22 protein-coding genes are annotated in these 18,894 nt (G+C 65.3%); 14 read left to right on the top strand and 8 right to left on the bottom strand.

The genetic code is table 11. The annotated features are described in order from the left end of the window. Positions 1-39 precede the first annotated feature (39 nt). The 4 genes from ACFSC3_RS06550 to ACFSC3_RS06535 all read left to right on the top strand — a co-directional run bounded on the left by ACFSC3_RS06550 (position 40) and on the right by ACFSC3_RS06535 (position 4,612). Positions 40-570, top strand: a complete 531-nt coding sequence (locus ACFSC3_RS06550; protein WP_380939581.1) for a glycine zipper 2TM domain-containing protein — start codon at positions 40-42, stop codon at positions 568-570. A 200-nt stretch (positions 571-770) separates the two neighbouring features. Beyond that, the gene (gene gyrA, locus ACFSC3_RS06545) at positions 771-3,470 is read left to right on the top strand and encodes a DNA gyrase subunit A (RefSeq protein WP_380939684.1); all 2,700 of its coding nucleotides are present in this window, start codon (positions 771-773) and stop codon (positions 3,468-3,470) included. Then, on the top strand, positions 3,467-3,820 hold the full coding sequence (locus tag ACFSC3_RS06540) for a DUF952 domain-containing protein (protein WP_380939580.1): 354 nt from the start codon (positions 3,467-3,469) through the stop codon (positions 3,818-3,820). Before gyrA ends, ACFSC3_RS06540 begins: the two co-directional genes overlap by 4 nt. A gap of 126 nt (positions 3,821-3,946) precedes the next feature. Next, positions 3,947-4,612, top strand: coding sequence for a spermidine synthase (locus ACFSC3_RS06535; RefSeq protein WP_380939579.1), 666 nt, complete (start codon positions 3,947-3,949; stop codon positions 4,610-4,612). A gap of 31 nt (positions 4,613-4,643) precedes the next feature. On the opposite strand, the gene ACFSC3_RS06530 is transcribed toward ACFSC3_RS06535, so the two are convergent. Both ACFSC3_RS06530 and ACFSC3_RS06525 read right to left on the bottom strand, forming a co-directional pair. Beyond that, positions 4,644-5,075: a DUF488 domain-containing protein gene (locus tag ACFSC3_RS06530; protein ID WP_380939578.1), complete on the bottom strand. Its 432-nt coding sequence runs from the start codon at positions 5,073-5,075 to the stop codon at positions 4,644-4,646. Then, positions 5,072-5,707 carry a lysoplasmalogenase family protein gene (locus ACFSC3_RS06525; RefSeq protein WP_380939577.1) on the bottom strand — a complete coding sequence of 212 codons (636 nt, stop codon included), beginning with the start codon at positions 5,705-5,707 and terminating at the stop codon, positions 5,072-5,074. Before ACFSC3_RS06525 ends, ACFSC3_RS06530 begins: the two co-directional genes overlap by 4 nt. A 47-nt stretch (positions 5,708-5,754) precedes the next feature. On the opposite strand from ACFSC3_RS06525, the gene ACFSC3_RS06520 reads away from it, so the two are divergent. The 4 genes from ACFSC3_RS06520 to trmFO are packed head-to-tail and all read left to right on the top strand — an operon-like array spanning position 5,755 to position 9,245. Further along, positions 5,755-6,303 carry a GbsR/MarR family transcriptional regulator gene (locus tag ACFSC3_RS06520; protein ID WP_380939576.1) on the top strand — a complete coding sequence of 183 codons (549 nt, stop codon included), beginning with the start codon at positions 5,755-5,757 and terminating at the stop codon, positions 6,301-6,303. 13 nt (positions 6,304-6,316) lie between these two features. Continuing rightward, the gene (locus tag ACFSC3_RS06515; protein WP_380939575.1) at positions 6,317-7,189 is read left to right on the top strand and encodes a fatty acid desaturase; all 873 of its coding nucleotides are present in this window, start codon (positions 6,317-6,319) and stop codon (positions 7,187-7,189) included. Between the two features lie 17 nt (positions 7,190-7,206). Continuing rightward, on the top strand, positions 7,207-7,830 hold the full coding sequence (locus ACFSC3_RS06510; RefSeq protein WP_380939574.1) for a hypothetical protein: 624 nt from the start codon (positions 7,207-7,209) through the stop codon (positions 7,828-7,830). A gap of 47 nt (positions 7,831-7,877) precedes the next feature. Then, complete coding sequence (trmFO, locus tag ACFSC3_RS06505; RefSeq protein WP_380939683.1) at positions 7,878-9,245, top strand: methylenetetrahydrofolate--tRNA-(uracil(54)-C(5))-methyltransferase (FADH(2)-oxidizing) TrmFO; 1,368 nt, start codon at positions 7,878-7,880, stop codon at positions 9,243-9,245. Here the strand turns inward: trmFO and ACFSC3_RS06500 are convergent. Together ACFSC3_RS06500 and ACFSC3_RS06495 are read right to left on the bottom strand one after the other, a co-directional pair. After that, a complete protein-coding gene (locus tag ACFSC3_RS06500) occupies positions 9,184-9,654 on the bottom strand; it encodes an EF-hand domain-containing protein (RefSeq protein WP_380939573.1) in 471 nt (156 codons plus the stop codon). The two genes, trmFO and ACFSC3_RS06500, sit on opposite strands and share 62 nt — an antisense overlap. A 49-nt stretch (positions 9,655-9,703) precedes the next feature. Continuing rightward, complete coding sequence (locus ACFSC3_RS06495) at positions 9,704-10,348, bottom strand: squalene/phytoene synthase family protein (protein WP_380939572.1); 645 nt, start codon at positions 10,346-10,348, stop codon at positions 9,704-9,706. A 48-nt stretch (positions 10,349-10,396) separates the two neighbouring features. Here ACFSC3_RS06495 and ACFSC3_RS06490 point away from each other — a divergent pair, with 48 nt between their 5' ends. From ACFSC3_RS06490 to ACFSC3_RS06480, 3 genes are read left to right on the top strand one after another with little or no spacing between them, the layout of a single operon-like run. Then, a complete protein-coding gene (locus ACFSC3_RS06490) occupies positions 10,397-10,948 on the top strand; it encodes a TadE/TadG family type IV pilus assembly protein (RefSeq protein WP_380939571.1) in 552 nt (183 codons plus the stop codon). Next, complete coding sequence (locus ACFSC3_RS06485) at positions 10,948-11,484, top strand: TadE/TadG family type IV pilus assembly protein (protein ID WP_380939570.1); 537 nt, start codon at positions 10,948-10,950, stop codon at positions 11,482-11,484. Before ACFSC3_RS06490 ends, ACFSC3_RS06485 begins: the two co-directional genes overlap by 1 nt. A gap of 29 nt (positions 11,485-11,513) precedes the next feature. Then, positions 11,514-12,887 (top strand): TadE/TadG family type IV pilus assembly protein, encoded by a 1,374-nt coding sequence (locus ACFSC3_RS06480; protein ID WP_380939569.1) that lies wholly within the window; start codon positions 11,514-11,516, stop codon positions 12,885-12,887. Between the two features lie 25 nt (positions 12,888-12,912). Here ACFSC3_RS06480 and ACFSC3_RS06475 read toward each other — a convergent pair whose 3' ends face one another. The 4 genes from ACFSC3_RS06475 to eno form a co-directional block, all read right to left on the bottom strand. Next, the gene (locus ACFSC3_RS06475) at positions 12,913-14,343 is read right to left on the bottom strand and encodes a pyruvate dehydrogenase complex E1 component subunit beta (protein WP_380939568.1); all 1,431 of its coding nucleotides are present in this window, start codon (positions 14,341-14,343) and stop codon (positions 12,913-12,915) included. Further along, positions 14,343-15,398, bottom strand: coding sequence for a pyruvate dehydrogenase (acetyl-transferring) E1 component subunit alpha (pdhA, locus tag ACFSC3_RS06470; RefSeq protein ID WP_380939567.1), 1,056 nt, complete (start codon positions 15,396-15,398; stop codon positions 14,343-14,345). The genes ACFSC3_RS06475 and pdhA overlap by 1 nt, the downstream gene beginning before the upstream one ends. A gap of 372 nt (positions 15,399-15,770) precedes the next feature. Beyond that, the gene (locus ACFSC3_RS06465; protein WP_380939566.1) at positions 15,771-16,097 is read right to left on the bottom strand and encodes an FtsB family cell division protein; all 327 of its coding nucleotides are present in this window, start codon (positions 16,095-16,097) and stop codon (positions 15,771-15,773) included. Positions 16,098-16,275: 178 nt separating this feature from the next. Continuing rightward, on the bottom strand, positions 16,276-17,556 hold the full coding sequence (gene eno, locus ACFSC3_RS06460; protein WP_380939565.1) for a phosphopyruvate hydratase: 1,281 nt from the start codon (positions 17,554-17,556) through the stop codon (positions 16,276-16,278). 132 nt (positions 17,557-17,688) lie between these two features. Here eno and ACFSC3_RS06455 point away from each other — a divergent pair, with 132 nt between their 5' ends. Genes ACFSC3_RS06455 through ACFSC3_RS06445 form a run of 3 tightly spaced genes read left to right on the top strand, consistent with a single transcriptional unit; the run spans position 17,689 to position 18,876 of the window. After that, the gene (locus ACFSC3_RS06455; protein WP_380939564.1) at positions 17,689-18,186 is read left to right on the top strand and encodes a hypothetical protein; all 498 of its coding nucleotides are present in this window, start codon (positions 17,689-17,691) and stop codon (positions 18,184-18,186) included. A gap of 22 nt (positions 18,187-18,208) precedes the next feature. Beyond that, a complete protein-coding gene (locus tag ACFSC3_RS06450) occupies positions 18,209-18,559 on the top strand; it encodes a phage holin family protein (RefSeq protein WP_380939563.1) in 351 nt (116 codons plus the stop codon). Continuing rightward, a complete protein-coding gene (locus ACFSC3_RS06445; RefSeq protein ID WP_380939562.1) occupies positions 18,556-18,876 on the top strand; it encodes a hypothetical protein in 321 nt (106 codons plus the stop codon). The genes ACFSC3_RS06450 and ACFSC3_RS06445 overlap by 4 nt, the downstream gene beginning before the upstream one ends. The last annotated feature ends 18 nt before the right edge of the window (positions 18,877-18,894 follow it).

Genomic DNA, 18,894 nt, shown 5'->3' with positions numbered 1-18,894 from the left:
CGCCCCCTCGTGGCGATCAACTATGCAGGACGTCGAACCATGACCCGTCTGAAGACTATCGCCATCCTTGCGGCCAGCGCCTGCGCTGCGGTCGCCCTCCCCGCGTCCGCGCAGACCGGCGCCGAGCAACAGCGGTTCGACGCCGCGCAGCAGCGCTTCGACCGCGAATATCAGATCTTCCGCGAGGAAACCGATCGCTACCGCGCTGCCGCCAACCGTAATGCCTATCGTCAGGCGCCCGACTATCGCGCGCAAGGCTACAATAGCTACGAGGATTGGCGCGATGAAGGCGGCTATGACCCGGCCCGCTATTATCGCAACGGTACGCAATATCGTGAACGCGTGCTCGGCCCCGATGACCGCGTCTATTCGGGCAATGACGGCCGCTATTACTGCCGCCGCAGCGATGGAACGACCGGCCTGATCGTCGGCGGCGCGGCGGGCGGCATCCTGGGCAATGTTATCGACGGCGGCCGTTCGCGGACAGTTGGCACGCTGCTGGGCGCCGCCGCGGGTGCGCTCGGCGGTCGCGCGATCGAACGGAGCAACGACGAGATTCGCTGCCGCTGATCCGTCTGCCCCGCCCCTGCACTGCGCGGGGGCAGGGAACCTACACGCCTCGCGCGCGTACACGCGTGCGCGGGGTTGTCGGGTGTCGGTGCGGGGGCTAGGGCGTAACGTTCCCGTCATACCGCACGAAAGCGTACATCTTGTCAGACGCGCCTACGACCGACCAATCCGACATTTCGCCGATCTCCATCGTCGACGAGATGAAGTCGAGTTACCTCGACTATGCCATGTCGGTCATCGTCTCGCGCGCGCTGCCCGACGTGCGCGACGGCTTGAAGCCGGTCCACCGTCGCATCCTCTATTCGGCGTATGAAAGCGGCTATGTTGCCGGCCGCCCCTATCGCAAGTCGGCGCGTATCGTCGGCGACGTGATGGGTAAATATCACCCGCATGGCGACAGCAGCATCTACGACGCCTTGGCGCGTATGGCGCAGGACTGGTCGATGCGGGTGCCGTTCATCGACGGTCAAGGCAACTTCGGCTCGATGGACCCCGATCCGCCCGCCGCGATGCGCTATACCGAGAGCCGCCTGGCGCGGGTCGCCAACTCGCTGCTCGACGATCTCGACAAGGATACGGTCGACTTCGTCCCCAACTACGACGGGCAGGAACGCGAGCCTTCGGTTCTGCCGGCCGGCTTCCCCAACCTGCTGGTCAACGGCGCGGGCGGCATCGCCGTCGGCATGGCGACGAACATCCCGCCGCATAACCTGGGCGAAGTCATCGACGCCTGCCTGGCGTACATCGCTAATGGCGCGATCACGCCCGAAGAACTGATGGAGATAGTGCCGGGGCCGGACTTCCCGACCGGCGCCGTCATCCTCGGCCGTGCCGGTTGCCGCAGCGCCTACACCGGCGGTCGCGGTTCAATTATCGTCCGCAGCCGCTACGAATTTGAGCAGCGCGGTGAGCGACGCTCGATCGTCCTCACCGAAATCCCGTTCCAGCAGGGCAAGAACGCGCTGGTCGAGAAGATCGCCGAGGCCGCGAAGGACAAGCGCGTCGAGGGCGTCAGCGACATCCGCGACGAATCGAACCGCGATGGCGTCCGCATCGTCATCGACCTGAAGCGCGATGCGACACCGGAAGTCGTGCTCAACCAGCTGTGGCGCCACACGCCGGCGCAAGGGTCGTTCCCGGCCAACATGCTGGCGATCCGCGGAGGCCGCCCCGAGCTGCTCAACCTGCGCGACATCATCGAGGCGTTCGTCAAGTTCCGCGAAGAGGTCATCACCCGCCGCGCGAAGTTCGAGCTGAACAAGGCCCGCGACCGCGCCCATATCTTGCTCGGCCTGGTTATTGCGGTGACCAACCTGGACGAGGTCGTCCGCATCATCCGCGGGTCGTCGTCGCCCGCCGAAGCACGCGCATCGCTGCTCGCCCGCGACTGGCCGATCGCTGAGATTGCGCAGTATATCAAGCTGGTCGAGGCGGTCGAGGTCGAGGTCACCGGCGACACCTATCGCCTGTCGGATATCCAAGTCCGCGCGATCCTCGACCTGCGCCTCCACCGCCTGACCGCGCTCGGCCGCGACGAAATCGGCGAAGAGTTGCAGGAGCTTGCCTCCTCGATCGCCGAACTGCTCGAAATTCTCGCCAATCGCGCCCGCCTGTACGAGGTGATGGTCGAGGAACTGACCGCGATCCGCGACCAATATGCGACGCCGCGCCGCACCGAGATCGCCGCCGCCGCCGACGGGATCGACGACGAAGACCTGATCGAGCGCGAGGACATGGTCGTCACCGTCACGGTCGAGGGCTATATCAAGCGCACTCCGCTCGCGACCTTCCGCGCCCAGGCCCGCGGCGGCAAGGGCCGTAGCGGCATGGCGACGAAGGAAGAGGACGTCGTCACCGAATTGTTTGTGACGTCGACGCATACGCCGGTGCTGTTCTTCTCTACGCTCGGCAAGGTCTACCGCATGAAGGTCTGGCGCCTGCCCGAGGGCGGTCCGGCGACGCGCGGCCGGCCGATGATCAACCTGCTGCCGCTCGCCAATGGCGAGAAGATCCAGACCGTCCTGCCGCTGCCCGAGAACGAGGATGACTGGGGCAAGCTCCACGTCATGTTCGCGACCGCCCGGGGTAACGTCCGCCGCAACAGCATGGACGCCTTCGCTAACGTGCCGTCCAACGGCAAGATCGCGATGAAGTTCGAAGGCGAGGACGAAGGCGATACGCTGATCGGCGTTGCGCTGCTCGACGAAAGCGACGACGTGCTGCTGGCGACGCGCCAGGGCAAGGCAATCCGCTTCGCCGGTGACGAGGTGCGCGAGTTTCAGAGCCGCAACTCGACCGGCGTGCGCGGCATGCGCCTCGCGCCAGGTGACGAAGTCATCAGCCTGTCGATCCTCCACCGCGTGGGCACCTCGTCCGAGGAGCGCGAGGACTACCTCCGCTTCGCGCCGTGGAAGGCGGAGAAGGATGGCGAACCGACGATGCCGCTCGACCGGTTCGAACTGCTGCGCGGCAGCGAGCAGTTCATCCTGACCGTCTGCGCCAACGGCTATGGCAAGATGTCCTCGGCCTATGAATATCGCCGCACCGGCCGCGGTGGGCAGGGCATCACCAACATCGACAACATCGCCCGCAACGGTCCTGTCGTCGCCAGCTTCCCGGCGACCAAGGCCGAACAGCTGATGCTGGTGACCGACCAGGCCAAGCTGATCCGCATCCACCTGGGCGACCTGCGCGTCATCGGCCGTGGCTCGGCCGGCGTGCGGCTGTTCGACGTCGGCAAGGGCGAGCATGTCGTTTCCGCTGCGAAGATCGACGAGCAGGAAGAACCCGAGAACGCCGCCGAGGAAATGATCGCCGCCGAACTGAGCGCGGAAACCGCGCCCGATACCGGTGACACGATCGGCGGCGACGCGGCGGCCGGTCCGGAGGGCGGCCAGTGAGCCAGCAACCCTCGACCGCCTATAAGGTGCTGACGCAGGATCAGATGGACGCGCTGGAGGCGGACGGAACGTTCGCCGGCGCGCCCGTCGATCTGGCCGATGGGTATATCCACCTTTCGACCGCCGAGCAGCTAACCGAGACTGTCGACAAGCATTTCGCCGGTCAGTCCGATCTGCATGTCGTGGCGGTCGATCTCGACGCGCTCGGCGACGCGGTTCGTTGGGAAGAAAGCCGCGGCGGCCAGCTGTTCCCGCACATCTATGCCGCGTTGCCGTTGTCGGCGGTGGTAGCCTATTCGCCGCTGGAGCGGGACGCAGGCGGGCAGGTCGAGCTGCCGGTGGCGGGCTGAACCCGACACCGTCATCCCCGCGAAGGCGGGGATAAATAGTCGCTGACGGCAGTGAGACTCACGTCGGTCAGCCACAATTGATCCCCGCCTCCGCGGGGATGACGATCGCGAGGATTAGGCACACTCATGACCCCCCGCGAACTCCTCGACACCGCTCCCGTCCCCGGCGGGGCGCCGTTGCGCCTGTTCCGTCACGGCCGCGACCACATCATCATGCTCGACCGCAACGAGCTGATGAACACGCGCATGAGCGGGTCCGAAGAAGCGCTCGCGACCATGACGATCGAGCGCCTCGGCCAGCGCCCTGCGCCGCACCTTCTGATCGGCGGCTATGGCATGGGCTTCACCCTGCGCGCCGCGCTCGCGAACCTCGGCCCGGACGCGCGCGTGACTGTCGCCGAACTGGTGCCCCAGATCATCGATTGGGCACTCGGGCCGATGGCCGAACTGACCGCGGGTTGTCTCGACGATCCGCGCGTGACGATCGTCATCGCCGACGTCGCCGATGCCATTCGTCAGGGCGGCTATGACGCGATCCTGCTAGACGTCGACAACGGCCCTGACGGCGTCGTGCGCGATGCCAACGACCGGCTCTATTCGATGAGCGGCCTCGATCGAGCCCGCACGGCGCTGAAGCCCGGCGGTATCCTCGCGGTCTGGTCCGCGGGCGACGATCCCAGCTTCACGCGCCGCCTGAAGGACAGCGGTTTCCGGGTCGACGAAGTCGCCGTCCGTGCCCGCAGCAACGGCAAGGGGCCGCGCCACGTAATCTGGTTCGCGACGCGACGCTGAGACCGTACCCGGTCCCGCTCGAACGCCGCGATTACGGCACCAGATCGACCACGTCGGCCCCGTCCCCCTCGGCCGCCAGCAACAGCGTCCGGTGACACACGCACGGATCGCGCTCGAAACACAGCAGCGCGCTCGGCATTTCCGCCGCCAGCGCCCGCATCCGCGCCGCCGCGGCCTGTGCTTCGGGCAATTCGAGTTGCCCCGCGTACACCGCCTCCAGCGTCGCGCGATCACCCTTCTTCGCGGCATCACGCCCTGGCTTGGGCGTGCCGAGCGCCTTCAGGTGGACGTAATCGATGCCATGCTCGGCCAGCGAGGCGGCAAGCGACGATTTCGAGAAGCCCGGCCGTCGCGACAGCGGCAACTGACGAACGTCGATAACCCGCCGTACGCCCGCCCGCTCAAGCGCCGCGATGACCTCACCCTGCGTCGCACCTTCATAGCCGATGGTGTAGATCGTCACCCATGCTGCTCCGCAACGAGCGTCGACACGACGCCCCAGGCGATCAACGCCTGACCCGCAAAATAGGTCGGCCAGATCAGCAGGCTGGGAATGACGCTCCCCGCCAGCACATCCATCCGCGCAAAGAGCAGCACGTCCGACACCACGAACAGCCACGCGCCGGCCATGGGCCATCGACCGAACCGACCGAGGCTCGCCGCCCCCGCCATTCCGCCAAGGGCCGCGGCATAGACCGCCACCCCCGCCGCTCCCGTCAAGGCATAGCCAACGACGGACACCCCGACAGCAACGCAAACCACTAGCGGCCATCCCCGCCGCCACGCTCCGCGAGCGTAGAGCGCGATCGCCAGCAGATGCCCGATCAGGAACGCCAACGCTCCGGCGACCAGCCCGTGCGTCTCGATCAGGACGTCACCCGTCGCGCCGGCTGCGAGGATCGTCGCGATCGCCCACCCCTGGACGTCATCGGCATGCCGTGCGGCCCAAAGTGCCAGCAGGCCGACGCCAAACCCTTTCCACGCCACCATGTCCGGGCCTTGCAACGCCATTTTGTCGGCGATGAAATAGCTCGCCCCCACGAACAGGGCGAACCACCACAGCATTTGCGGGCGCGCGCGAAGATCGATTGACATCAGCTCGGCCTGATCGTAATTTCTGAAATGACAGAAAAGAAGGTCATATGCGACTCGTCGATCATCCCGATGCCAAGGCGTTCATTCTTCATTGGGGAGAAATGGGAACGCAATGGGGCGTCAACCGGTCCGTGGCTCAGGTTCATGCGCTCCTGTACCTCTCCGAAGATCCGCTGACCGCCGACGCCATCGTCGATGCTCTGACGCTGGCGCGCTCCAACGTGTCGACCGCACTGAAGGAATTGCAAGGCTATCGCATCGTCCGTCGCGTCCATGTCGAGGGCGATCGCCGCGACCATTTCATCGCGGAAACCGATCTGTGGGACATGCTGATGCGGATCGCGGAGGAGCGCAAGCGGCGCGAGATCGACCCTACCATCGCGCTGCTCGGCGAACTGGCCGAGCGGTTGCGCAAGGACGACACCGCTCCCGCCCACCTTCGCCAGCGCGTCGCGCGGATGCATGAGTTTCTCGGGACGCTCGGTGGCTGGTACGACCAAGTCCGCGTGCTGCCGAAACCGACCCTCGTCGCCCTGATGAAGATGGGCGGGAGAATCGCTAAATTTCTCCCCGGAAAGTCCAAGAAGGCCGATTGATAAGGAGATCGTCATGACCAGCATCGACGCACGCACTCCTATTTCTGAGATTATCGAAACAACCGATATTTCGGTCAGAAAGAATTTGCGACTGACATTGTTGCGGTCGGTGCCATGGCGCGACCTCACTCCGATGCGTCGCCGCGACGGGCTGGTCGAATGTCTCCACCCAGTCCCCTGGCTCGCTGCCGGTTGGGCCGGTGCGGTACAGGGCTGGTGGATACCCGCCGCCGCTGCGCTCTTCATGTTCTTTCTGACCGCGCTCCGCCTCAACCACGAAGCGATCCACGGCAACCTCGGCTTCGCGCCGCGGGGTCATCGCCTGGTCATCCACCTGCTGAGCGCCCTGATGCTGGGTTCCAATTCCGCGGTCGCGGTCAATCACCTCCATCACCACCGCCACGTCGGCCATGCCGACGATCTGGAAGGCAGATGCGGCGCCATGCCGGCATGGCGCGTCCTGCTCTACGGCCCCCTATTCCCGGTCGAGATGCATCGCGCGGCCTGGCGCGGCGGCAATCCGACATTGCGGCGCAGGATGACCCTCGACCTCGCCCTCAACGGCGTGCTGGTCGCGCTCGCGATCGGCACCGGCTGGACGTTTCTGACATTCCACCTCACCGCGATGGTCCTCGCGCAGTGCCTGACCGCCTTCTTCGCGGTGTGGATCACGCATCATGGGTGCGAGGCAGATGGTGCCGTCGCCCGCACACAGCGCGCCGGGCTGATCAACCTGCTCACCTACAACATGTTCTTCCACCTCGAACACCACCTGTTTCCTGCCGTGCCGGTCAAGCGTCTCGGCCGCCTCGCCCAGCGCCTCGATAGCGTCATGCCCGCTCTCGCCGCCGGCGCGCGCCGCGTCGTGCCCAGCCCGTTCCGTTGACCCGAAGGAGGATCGCCATGCCTGCCGTCACCGAAACCGAACTCGCCGCCATGCCCCGCATAGCTGACGCAACTCTGGCGGCCGCCTTCCACTGGCCAGCGACCGAGGAGGAGCGGCTGTATCGCGACTGCCCGACAGCCTTCTGGCTCGCGCCCGACGCCGACGACCTGCTGCCCGAGCCGCCCCTTGCCCCCATGCCGCAGACGGAGCCGCAACACTCTGCGACCCCGGAGATGACAGCGACCGGAACCACGGGCGCGATCGGCTTGGCGGTCGCGGTCGCCGGGCCGGTGTTCGTTGCTGCACTCAGCCTCGTCGTGCAAAGTCCGAGCACACCGATCGAGCGCATTGCCGGCGGCCTCGCACTGGCCCTGGTCTCCTTCCCGTTGACCATTCCGGTCGGTGGGCTCGCCGCGCTGCTGCCGGTGATCCTGGGGGTCACAACGCTCGCCTGGCTCGGCAGCGAGCGCCCGCTTGCCCGTCGTGGCAGCCTTTGGGCCGCGACCGGGACCGGCATGGGCTTGGCCATCGCCGCCCTCTTCGACGCCGGCATGGTGACGATCCCGCTCGTCCTGACATCCATCGCCTGCGCAACCGTGGCACATCGCGCGATCGACTGGGTCGAGCCCGAGTTCGCCTGACGTCGACACCATTGCCCCGCCGCCGCGATCCCGGCATGGACATGCGCATGCACGATCATCAGGTTCACATCATCGGCGGCGGCCTCGCCGGGTCGGAGGCCGCCTGGCAGTTGGCCGAAGCGGGCGTCCGCGTGAAGCTTTCGGAAATGCGCGGTTCGGGCGTCTCCACTCCGGCACATCATACCGATGGCCTCGCCGAACTCGTCTGCTCGAACAGCTTCCGGTCCGACGATGCGGAAAGCAATGCGGTCGGCCTGCTGCATCAGGAAATGCGCACGCTCGGATCGCTGATCTTGGCCCAAGGCGACGCCACCCGCGTGCCCGCCGGATCGGCGCTGGCGATGGACCGCGACGCCTTTTCGGCCGGCGTCACCGCCGCGCTGGAGGCGCATCCGAACATCACGATCGTTCGGGAACGGATCGAGGCGCTGCCGGTAAGCGGCCCGACGATCGTCGCGACCGGCCCGTTGACCGACCCGTTGCTCGCCGACGCCATAGCCGCTGCGACCGGCAAGGACGCGCTGGCCTTCTTCGACGCGATCGCCCCCATCGTGCACCGCGACTCGATCGACATGGACATCGCCTGGTTCCAGTCCCGCTGGAACAAGGGCGAAGGCAGCGACTACATCAACTGCCCGATGTCGAAAGACGAATATTACACCTTCCACGCCGAACTGATGGCCGCCGAGAAGACCGAGTACAAAGGCTGGGAAGACGTCCCCTATTTCGAAGGCTGCATGCCGATCGAAGTGATGGCGGAACGCGGAATCGAGACGCTGCGCTTCGGCCCGATGAAGGGTGTCGGGCTCGACGATCCGAAGACCGGCCGCTGGCCCTATGCCGTCGTGCAGCTGCGCCAAGACAATGCGCTTGGGACGTTGTGGAACATCGTCGGCTTCCAGACGAAGCTGAAGCACGGCGAGCAGGTCCGCATCTTCCGCACGATCCCGGGTTTGCAGAATGCCGAATTCGCGCGGCTGGGCGGCCTACATCGCAACACCTTCCTGCGCTCGCCCGAACTGCTCGATCCCGAGCTTCGGCTGAAGTCGCAGCCCAACATCCGCTTTGCCGGGCAGATCACCGGCTGCGAAGGCTATGTCGAAAGTGCCGCGGTCGGCCTGCTCGCCGGCCGGTTCGCCGCGGCCGAAGTCCTCGGCACTACGCTGGCGCCGCCCCCGGTCGAGACAGCGCTGGGTGCCCTGCTCCATCACATCACGGGCGCTGCGGTGGCGGAAACCTATCAGCCGATGAACGTCAATTTCGGCCTGTTTCCGCCGATCGAGGGCCGCACGAAGAAGGCGGATCGCAAGCGCATGTATACCGACCGCGCCCGCGCCGCGCTGAAGGACTGGCTCAATCCGCCTCGTTCGCCGGCTGCTGCGGCGGGCAGCGACGCGGTGCCGGCGACCGCTTGACCGCGGTCGTCGCGAATTCCTTGGCATCGAGCGTTCCGGACTTGTCGCCGTCGGCCTCTGCAAACTTGCCGGTCGTCTTCGCCGCCCATTCCTCGAACGACAACCGCCCGTCGCCGTTGGTGTCGAGCTTCGCATAGGCCTTGCGTCGGCTGGCGAGATATTCATCGCGCGTAATCTTCGCGTCGCGATCCTTGTCGTAGCGGTTGAACCGCCGTTGCTCGCGCGTCTGTCGCGACGCCTCCGGCAGGGGCGCATCGTCATCCGCGGCGACCCCGTCACCCTGTTGCGCCGCGCCGATAGCGCGCGGCGTCGGTAACGGCGCCTCGGTCGACGCGCTCGATCGGAACAGGAATACCCCCGCCCCGACCAGCAGCAACGCCGACACTACGCCCGCCAGATATCGCAACATGCCCGTCGTCCCCGCTCAACGCGTTGTTGTGACGAAAAGCTAACGTCGATCAGCGTCCCGTCAACCTGAACCGCAGCATCCGCCATGCCGCCGCGAGCCCGCCGCTCGACCCATCGCAAGCCCCCAGCGGCAGAATGTCCAGCAACGCGAGCCCCCCCAGGGGGCGCAAACGTGTCGGCCATCGCGTCGCCGTTGCCTCGCGCCAACGCTCCTCCGTCAACCGCTGCGCGCTCTCCCGTTCAGGCGGCGCTACTGATGGTGCCAGATCGGCGAGCGCCCAAGCTTCGCCAGCGAGGGCCGCGGGTGGAAAGGCATGGCCGAGCAGTTCGGCCGCCGCGTCAAACAGCACGCCCCCGCGCCCGGCTGCGAAGCGGGACAGTCCAGCCTCGTCCAGCGGACGATCCTCCAGCAGCATATCCCACCCATCGACCATCGCCGCTAACCGCGCTCCGGCGATCCCGCGCACCACCACCGTCTCGGCCAGCGACTGCAACAACGGCTCGGCCGGGGCCGGACGCGTGCCCAGCGCCGTCAAGGCCTCCGCCCACCAGGTCAGGCGCATCTGCGCGACCAGCGGATCCCTGGTCCGGCGCGCCAACTCCTCCAGTCGTCGATCGAGCGCGAACAGCGCTTCGATAGCGGGGCGAACCGCTTCCGGCAGCTGTTGCAGTGTCAGGCTGAGGGCGTCGGACATCAGGCCGCTATACCGATAATTAATCTCACCCGGATAGTCGTCGAGACCATGTCCGCCACCCGCCATCCGACACGTTCCGCGCGGCGCGGGCTGCTGTACCGGCTGGCGGCCGACGCGCGGGGCGGGACGATCATCGAATTCGCGATGATATCCGTTCCCTTCTTCGCGCTGATGATCGCGATCCTCCAGACATCGCTGACCTTCTTCGTTCAGCAGACGCTGGACACCGTCGCCGAGAAGTCCGTCCGTATCCTCGTCACCGGCGCCGCGCAAAAGGCGAATATGACCGCGTCGGATTACAAGGCGCTCGCATGCAAGCGGCTCCCGCCGTTCTTTACCTGCAGCAAGCTGCTGATCGACGTCCGCTCCGCGTCGCGCTTTTCCAGCATCGACACCAGAATTCCGACGATCACCTATGACAGCAACGGCAACCCGACCAACCTGACGTTCGAACCGGGCGACCCAGGCCAGATCACGATCGTCCGCATGATGTACGTATGGGACGTTGCCCCCGGTCCGCTCGGCTTCGACCTGTCGACTGTCGGCAACAACAAGCGGTTGATCGTCTCGACCCAGGTGTTCAAGGGAGAGATCAGCTGATGCGCGCGGTCACCTTCCTGCGCCGGCTCGCCACTGCCAACCAGGGCCTTGCGCTCGTGGAGTTTGCGATGGTCCTGCCGTTCATGGCGCTGCTGTACGTCGGCAGCTACCAGATTTGCGACGCGGTGGCCGCTTATCGCAAGGTCACCCGTGCCACGCGCACCATCGCCGACCTGACGTCGCAATATACCTCGGTCGACGAACAGGACGTCACCGAGATCCTGGATTCGTCGATCCAGGTCATGTCCCCCTATGCGACGACCGCCGCGAAGCTTGTGGTGACGCAGGTCACGATGGACGCAAACAAGAACCCGACGGTCGACTGGAGCCGCGGCAAGAACACGACCGGCCTGATCAAGGGAAGCGTCTACAACCTTCCCACCGCCATCCGTCAGGCGAACACCAGCGTGATCGTCGCGACCGTGACCTATACCTACAAGCCGGCGTTCGGCGCCGCCTTCGTCGGCACTTTGCCGCTGTCCGAAACCATCATCATGAGCCCGCGCGCATCCGCGTCGGTCGCCCTCCAGCCATGATCCGTAGACCCCGCCTTCGAGAGATGCTCATGAAGCTTTCGACCCTGCCCGCCACGCTGCGTCGGTTCGTCGGCGATCGCCGTGGCAACGTGCTGATGATCATGGGATTCGCCACCATTCCCCTCACTTTCTCGACCGGCATGGCGGTCGACTATGTGCGAGCGGCGCGGCTTCAGACGAAGATGAACGCGATCGCCGACGCCGCTGCCCTGGCGGCCGTCACTACGCCCATGATGAGCAAGACCAGTTCCGAGGGGTGTGCGGCGGCTAGGCGCATGTTCGAAAACCAGACGGCAGACCTCGATGGCTTAGTCATCGACACGACGAAAACGGCGCAGCTCAGTATCGTGGTCACCGACAACGCTAGTTCGACGAGTTGTTCGACGACCAAGGCGTCGTCGTCGGTTTCATACAATCGTACGGCGAATATTACTTGGAACGCCCAATCGACGAACGCCTTCGGCGGCATCTTGGGAATGACATCGATCCCGATCGGCGGCACGACGGAAACCAAGGCGGCGGTTGCACCGAACATCGATTTCTACATCATGCTCGACACGTCGGGTTCGATGGCTTTTCCCTCGACGTCGGCAGGCATTACGTTGCTTCGATCCAAAACCAACGGTTGCGCTTTCGCCTGTCACTCGACGGCGGACGCTACGGCAAGAGACAAGAGCGGCAAGGTCACCGACTATTACGGCGTGGCAACGTCCTACGATATCCCATTGCGAGTCGACGAGGCACGCAAGGCCGTGCAGTCGATGATGACGCAGGCCACGTCCCTCGCCGCCAACAACAAGGCGAAGTATCGCGCCGCGCTTTACAGCTTTGCAGCAGCCGACACCCGGGCGAATAACAGCTTCAAATCGCTAGCCGCAATGACGGCCACCTTGTCGACTGTCTCGACGGCAGCCAACAACGCTCAAACGTCGCTCTATTATTCAAACGGCTGCCCGACGTCGTCGTTCTGCAACAACGATACTGATACCGCGACTAGCGATGCGTTCACGAAGCTCAACAGCCAGATCCAAACCCCGGGTAACGGCACGAACGCTGCCAAGGATAAGCCACAGGGCATCGTCTTCATCGTGACTGATGGCATGCGCGATGAGTATCGGCCGAATGGACGGCCCGAAGTCGCGATCGACACGTCCCTATGTGACACGATCAAGAACCGCGGACTTCGGATCGCGATTCTTTACACCGAGTTCCTGCAAAGCTCGATGGACGGCGACAATTGGTCGCAGAGTAACGTGGTGCCCTATCTGCCGCAGATCGAGCCCGCGTTGCAGACCTGCGCGTCGCCGGGGCTCTACTACAAGGTCACGACCGACGACGATATCTCGGCCGCGCTGAATCGCCTGTTCCAACAGGCCGTTGCCACCGCCCACATCACCCAGTGATGGGGCGGCGGCGACGCCGTTACGATCAGCGGTAGGTCACCTTCTTCACCGCAGCGACGACCTTGTCCGCGGTGATCAGTGCCAGCTTCTCGAGGTTCGCCGCATAGGGCAGCGGCACGTCCTCGTTCGCGACGCGCAGCACCGGTGCGTCGAGATCGTCGAAGCCTTCTTCCATAACGAACGCCGCGATTTCCGACGCGATCGAGCACGTCGGCCAACCCTCTTCAGCAACCACGATACGGTTGGTCTTGGCGAGAGACTTGAGCACGGTCTTCTTGTCGAGCGGACGCAGCGTCCGCAGATCGATCACCTCGGCGTCGATGCCCTCTTCGGCCAGCTTGTCAGCAGCTTCCAGCGAAACGCCGACGCCGATCGAATAGCTGACGATCGTGACGTCCTTGCCCTCGCGCATGATGCGCGCCTTGCCGATCGGCAGGACGAAATCGTCGAGCTTCGGCACATCGAACGAACGGCCGTACATCAGCTCGTTCTCGAGGAAGACGACCGGATCTTCGCTGCGGATCGCGGCCTTCAGCAGGCCCTTGGCGTCCTGCGCGTCATAAGGCGCGATCACGATCAGGCCGGGGACGCTGGCGTACCACGGGCCATAGTTTTGCGAGTGCTGCGCACCGACGCGGCTTGCCGCACCGTTCGGACCACGGAACACGATCGGGCAGCGCATCTGGCCGCCCGACATATAGTTGGTCTTGGCAGCCGAATTGATGATGTGGTCGATCGCCTGCATCGCGAAGTTGAACGTCATGAACTCGACGATCGGGCGCAGGCCCGACATTGCCGCGCCCGTGCCGATGCCGGCGAAGCCATATTCGGTGATCGGCGTATCGATGACGCGCTTTTCGCCGAACTCGTCGAGCAGGCCCTGGGTGACCTTGTAGGCACCCTGATATTGCGCGACTTCCTCGCCCATCACGAAAACGCGCTCGTCGGCGCGCATTTCCTCGGCCATCGCGTCGCGCAGGGCTTCGCGGACCGTGGTCTTGACCATTTCTGTACCCGCGGGGACTTCCGGATCGGCGACCTCGGCGTCGTGCCTGGCGGCTTCGAACATCTGGCGCGCGCCGGTTTCGACCTTCTCCTGCGCCGGGTGTGCGGAGTCCTCGACCTTGTCGTCCGTCTTCGCGTCGGCCTGAGCCTCAGCCGCTGGCGTGTCATCCTTGGCAGCAGCCGGAGCGGCAGCGGCGGACGCATCCTCGCCCTCGGCCAGCAGCGTCGCGATGACGGTTCCGACCTTCACGTTATCCGTGCCCTCGGCGACCATCAGCTTACCGATGGTGCCTTCGTCGACCGCTTCGAATTCCATCGTCGCCTTGTCGGTCTCGATCTCGGCCATGATGTCGCCGGACTTGACCGTGTCGCCTTCCTTGACGAGCCACTTGGCGAGCGTGCCCTCTTCCATCGTGGGCGACAATGCCGGCATCTTGATCTCAATCGGCATCAGTACGACTCCACCAGCACTTCAGTGTACAGCTCTTCGGGGTTCGGCTCGGGCGCATTCTCGGCGAAGTCTGCCGCTTCGTTCACGACCTTGCGGATCTCTTGCTCAACGACCTTCAGATCGGCCTCGGTTACGCCGTGACCTTCAAGCAGCTTCTTGACGTGATCGATCGGGTCCGACTTGTCGCGGACGGCCTGGACCTCGTCGCGGCTGCGATACTTCGCCGGGTCGGACATCGAGTGACCGCGATAGCGATAGGTCTTCATCTCGAGGATGATCGGCCCCTTGCCGCTGCGCACCCATTCCAGCGCCGTCTCGGCCGCGCCGCGCGAGGCGAGTACGTCCATGCCGTCGACCTGGATGCCCGGGATACGGAATGATTCGCCGCGGCGGTACAGCTGGTCCTCCGACGACGCGCGGTTGACGCTCGTGCCCATGGCGTACTGGTTGTTCTCGATCACGAAGATGATCGGCAGCTTCCACAGCTCGGCCATGTTGAAGGCTTCGTAGACCTGGCCCTGGTTGGCCGCGCCGTCACCGAAGTACGCCAGCGTCACGCCGCCATCGCCCGAATATTTGTGCTTGAACGCCAGGCCCGCGCCCAGCGACACCTGCGCGCCGACGATGCCGTGGCCGCCGTAGAATTTATGCTCGGTCGAGAACATGTGCATCGACCCGCCCTTGCCCTTGGAGATGCCGGCGGCACGCCCCGTAAGCTCGGCCATGATGACCTTGGGATCGATGCCATAGGCCAGCATGTGTCCGTGGTCGCGATATCCGGTGATGACCGAGTCCTTGTCGCCGTCCAGCGCCGACTGCAGGCCGACCGCGACCGCTTCCTGGCCGATGTACAGGTGGCAGAAACCGCCGATCAGGCCCAGGCCGTAGAGCTGGCCCGCCTTTTCCTCGAACCGGCGGATGAGCAACATCTCCTTGTAGAATTGGAGCAGCTCGTCCTTGGACGCCTCATAGGGCTTGGGCTCGGCGGGGCGCTCGCGATTGGAAATCGGCGGCGCGCCGGCGGTGTCGGTGGTGCGTGCGGGGGCTTTTGCCACGATGCTTAGAAACCTCGTTCCGAACGGAGTCAGGAAGTCGGCTATGGCGGGAAAGCGCAGCGTCTGCAACCGGTGGCAAGCCGCGAAAAGACCTTACGGAAACGCAAGGGTCTGACCCCAATCAGGACGGGGTCGTGACGGAGCCGATTTTGGTTCAGGACAAGAAGCGAGGAGCGGAACGATGCTGGTGCATCGTGACCGACGAGTGCCGTAGTCTTGGGCCAAAATCGGCCCGCCGCTTCGCGGTCGACCGGAGGAAGACGCTGGACGTCGTCGCTTGCTTGCGTGTAGCGCCGCTACACGCTGCGCAGCGCTCCTTGTCAGCGTCTTCCTCCGGTCGATCACGATCCCCGTCCTGATTGGGGTCAGACCCTAGTTGAGCGGGACGATGACCTCGTCGGGATGAACGACGTTCAGATTCTTGCGCGTCATTTCGTCGACCATATCGGGGTTCGCCCGCTTGGGGTCGAGCAAGGCGACGCGATTCTTCAGTTCGGTCCGCTGCTTGTCGAGCTTCTCATAGTCTGCACGGCGCTTCTCCAGCTGCCGCGAATAGTCGCGATATGACAGGATGCCGTTCGGCCCGAGTACCGCGTAATAGCCGAAGAAGCCCATCAGGATCAGCGCCGCGGCGGGCAGCCCGGCCCGGCGGACGATAGCGAGAGCGGGTGTCTTAGTACGGGTGCGAACGGCGGCCATGTGGCGGTAATCGCTTATTGGGGAGCTTGGTTCAAGAAAATCCTCCCCGGCACGGGGAGGGGGACCGCCGCGAAGCGGTGGTGGAGGGGGCGGGCCGCAAAGTCGTCGCTCGCGGAGAGCCCCCTCCCCCAGCCTGCGGCTGGTCCCCCTCCCCGCCAGCGGGGAGGATTTAGGAGACTTACTTCCGCGCCAGAATATCCCGGCCTGCATACCGCGCGGCGTCGCCCAGCTCTTCCTCGATCCGGATCAGCTGGTTGTACTTCGCCAACCGGTCCGAACGCGCCAGCGAGCCCGTCTTGATCTGCCCGCAGTTGGTCGCCACCGCCAGATCGGCGATCGTCGCGTCCTCGGTCTCACCCGAACGGTGCGACATGACCGCGGTGTAGCGGCTGCGCTGCGCCAAATTCACCGCCGCCAGCGTCTCGGTCAGCGTGCCGATCTGGTTGACCTTCACCAGCAGCGAGTTGGCCAGGCCGCGCTCGATGCCGTCGGCCAGGCGCGCCGGGTTGGTCACGAACAGATCGTCACCGACCAGCTGCACCTTGCCGCCGATCAGGTCGGTCAGCGCCTTCCATCCCTCGAAATCATCCTCGGCCATGCCGTCCTCGATCGAGAAGATTGGGTAGCGCCGGGTCAGGTCGGCGAGGAATTCGGCGTTCTCGTGCGGGGTGAGCGTCTTGCCCTCGCCCACCATCTTGTACGCGCCGTCGCGGAAATATTCGGTCGCCGCGCAGTCAAGCGCGAGCATCACGTCGTCGCCCGGCGTGTAGCCCGCCTTCTCGATGGCGGCCATGATGAAGTCGAGCGCGTCGGTGGTCGACGACAGGTTCGGCGCGAAGCCGCCCTCGTCGCCCACGCCGGTCGCCAGCCCCTTGTCGTGCAGTCCCTTCTTCAGCGTGTGGAAGATTTCCGACCCACAGCGCACCGCCTCGACGATATTCTGCGCGCCGACCGGCACGATCATGAACTCTTGGAAATCGATCGGGTTATCCGCATGCTCGCCGCCGTTGATGATGTTCATCATCGGCACCGGTAGCAGATGCGCCGCGACGCCACCGACATAGCGATAGAGCGGCAGACCGCGGGCCTCCGCCGCCGCCTTCGCCGCCGCTAGGCTGACGCCCAGGATCGCGTTGGCGCCCAGACGCCCCTTGTTCTCGGTGCCGTCCAGCTCGATCATCCGCGTGTCGAGATCGGCCTGGTCCTCGGCTTCGAGCCCCAGCACCGCCTCAGCAATCTCGCCATTGACCGCTTCGACCGCCTTGTCGACGCCCTTGCCCAGCCAGCGGCTCTTCTCGCCGTCGCGCAGCTCGACCGCCTCATGCGCACCGGTCGAGGCGCCCGAGGGCACCGCCGCGCGGCCGAAGCTGCCGTCTTCCAGCAGCACGTCGACCTCGACGGTCGGGTTGCCGCGGCTGTCGAGGATCATGCGGCCGTGGATGTCGATGATTGCGGTCACGTAACGACCTTCCTACATAGGGGTTGGCATTTGCGGGGCGCGTCTAACGGTTCGCCGTCGGAACGGCAACGCCGATGGAACCGCCCCGCCCGCGCCTTGTTGTGGAGGCAAACCGAAGGAAGGCGTCGTATCATGGCCAATGACACTGGAACCCCCGGCAATCTGGACGTGGAATTCACCCCCGAACCCGCCCTGCAGCAACGTTTCGACGATGCGAATGCGGAACAGGGCACCGCGACTACGGACAAGCTTCGCGGCGCGACGCAGCTGGTGAAGGATGAGGCTGGCAAGCTGACCGGCCAGGCAGGCGACAGACTGCGCGCCTTCGCCGACGACGGCAAATCGCGCGCGACCGGTGCGCTCGACGAGCTGGCGAAGACGATCGAGGACGCCGCCGCGACCATCGATGATAAGGTAGGACCGCAATTCGGCGGCTATGCCCGGTCCGCGTCCGGTGCGGTCGTCAACTTCGCCGACACGCTGCGGGACAAGGACATCGACGATCTGCTCGACGATGCCCGTGAATTTGTCCGCAAGTCGCCCGGCGTAGCGATCGGTGCCGCAGCGGCGGTCGGCTTCGTGCTGGCCCGCCTCGTCCAGTCGGGCATCGACGCGAACCGCGAGGCGTAAATCGCGACTTGGAAGGTTAGACATGGCGGGACTGCCGGACGAGGCGGAGGTTGGCACGGGTATCGGCGATGCGATCGGTCAGGTCGCCGAAGATGCCAAGGCCTATGCTCTTGCCCAGGTCGACGTCGCAAAGGCGGTCGCCGCTGCCCGCTTCCGTGCAGCAAAAGCCGGGTTGATCCTCGGCGTCACGGCCGTTTTGTTGGCTGGGTCGGCGCTGACGGCCCTCCTCGTCGGGCTCATCATCGCGCTTTCGACGCTAACCGGCCCCCTTCTGGCGACAGCGATCGTGGTCGTCGTCGTTCTGGCGATCGCCGGCATCTTGGGCGCACGTGCGGCTTCGAGTCTGTCTCGCGCGTTCGGAGGCGGCGCATGATCGACGATCCCGCCGTGCTTGCCGCGCGGGCGCAGGCTCTAGCGGCGCGCGCCAAGCTCGACGCCTCGCTCGACATCGCCAAGCAGCGGCTTAACCCGCGCTCGCTGGCCGCCGATGCGATGGGCGGGGCTGCCGACAGGGCGAGCATGGCCGCACAGACCGGTATCCAGGCGGTCCGCGAACGCCCGGCCATCGCGGCGGCCGTCGCCGGGGCGGTCGGGCTCGCGCTTGCCCGCAAGCCTATCCTGGGTTGGGCGACGTCGCTGATGGGTCGAGACGATGCAACCACGCCGCCCGATATTGGTTCAGAAACCTGAATATCTGAAGGATTGAAC

This window comes from Sphingomonas floccifaciens, from assembly GCF_042681125.1.
GTDB lineage: Bacteria > Pseudomonadota > Alphaproteobacteria > Sphingomonadales > Sphingomonadaceae > Sphingomonas > Sphingomonas floccifaciens.
Note: the sequence above shows the minus strand (reverse complement) of the source record. Positions and strands in the feature narration are given on the sequence as shown.

Bases quoted from the DNA above. Each gene is read 5' to 3' on its own strand.
- ACFSC3_RS06535 (WP_380939579.1), top strand. From the start codon at position 3,947: ATGACCCCCCGCGAACTCCTCGACACCGCTCCCGTCCCCGGCGGGGCG.
- ACFSC3_RS06525 (WP_380939577.1), bottom strand. From the start codon at position 5,707: ATGTCAATCGATCTTCGCGCGCGCCCGCAAATGCTGTGGTGGTTCGCC.
- trmFO (WP_380939683.1), top strand. From the start codon at position 7,878: ATGCACGATCATCAGGTTCACATCATCGGCGGCGGCCTCGCCGGGTCG.
- ACFSC3_RS06495 (WP_380939572.1), bottom strand. From the start codon at position 10,348: ATGTCCGACGCCCTCAGCCTGACACTGCAACAGCTGCCGGAAGCGGTT.
- ACFSC3_RS06550 (WP_380939581.1), top strand. From the start codon at position 40: ATGACCCGTCTGAAGACTATCGCCATCCTTGCGGCCAGCGCCTGCGCT.
- ACFSC3_RS06480 (WP_380939569.1), top strand. From the start codon at position 11,514: ATGAAGCTTTCGACCCTGCCCGCCACGCTGCGTCGGTTCGTCGGCGAT.
- gyrA (WP_380939684.1), top strand. From the start codon at position 771: ATGAAGTCGAGTTACCTCGACTATGCCATGTCGGTCATCGTCTCGCGC.
- ACFSC3_RS06450 (WP_380939563.1), top strand. From the start codon at position 18,209: ATGGCGGGACTGCCGGACGAGGCGGAGGTTGGCACGGGTATCGGCGAT.
- ACFSC3_RS06510 (WP_380939574.1), top strand. From the start codon at position 7,207: ATGCCTGCCGTCACCGAAACCGAACTCGCCGCCATGCCCCGCATAGCT.
- ACFSC3_RS06490 (WP_380939571.1), top strand. From the start codon at position 10,397: ATGTCCGCCACCCGCCATCCGACACGTTCCGCGCGGCGCGGGCTGCTG.
- ACFSC3_RS06520 (WP_380939576.1), top strand. From the start codon at position 5,755: ATGCGACTCGTCGATCATCCCGATGCCAAGGCGTTCATTCTTCATTGG.
- ACFSC3_RS06455 (WP_380939564.1), top strand. From the start codon at position 17,689: ATGGCCAATGACACTGGAACCCCCGGCAATCTGGACGTGGAATTCACC.
- ACFSC3_RS06515 (WP_380939575.1), top strand. From the start codon at position 6,317: ATGACCAGCATCGACGCACGCACTCCTATTTCTGAGATTATCGAAACA.
- ACFSC3_RS06465 (WP_380939566.1), bottom strand. From the start codon at position 16,097: ATGGCCGCCGTTCGCACCCGTACTAAGACACCCGCTCTCGCTATCGTC.
- ACFSC3_RS06475 (WP_380939568.1), bottom strand. From the start codon at position 14,343: ATGCCGATTGAGATCAAGATGCCGGCATTGTCGCCCACGATGGAAGAG.
- ACFSC3_RS06445 (WP_380939562.1), top strand. From the start codon at position 18,556: ATGATCGACGATCCCGCCGTGCTTGCCGCGCGGGCGCAGGCTCTAGCG.
- ACFSC3_RS06485 (WP_380939570.1), top strand. From the start codon at position 10,948: ATGCGCGCGGTCACCTTCCTGCGCCGGCTCGCCACTGCCAACCAGGGC.
- ACFSC3_RS06500 (WP_380939573.1), bottom strand. From the start codon at position 9,654: ATGTTGCGATATCTGGCGGGCGTAGTGTCGGCGTTGCTGCTGGTCGGG.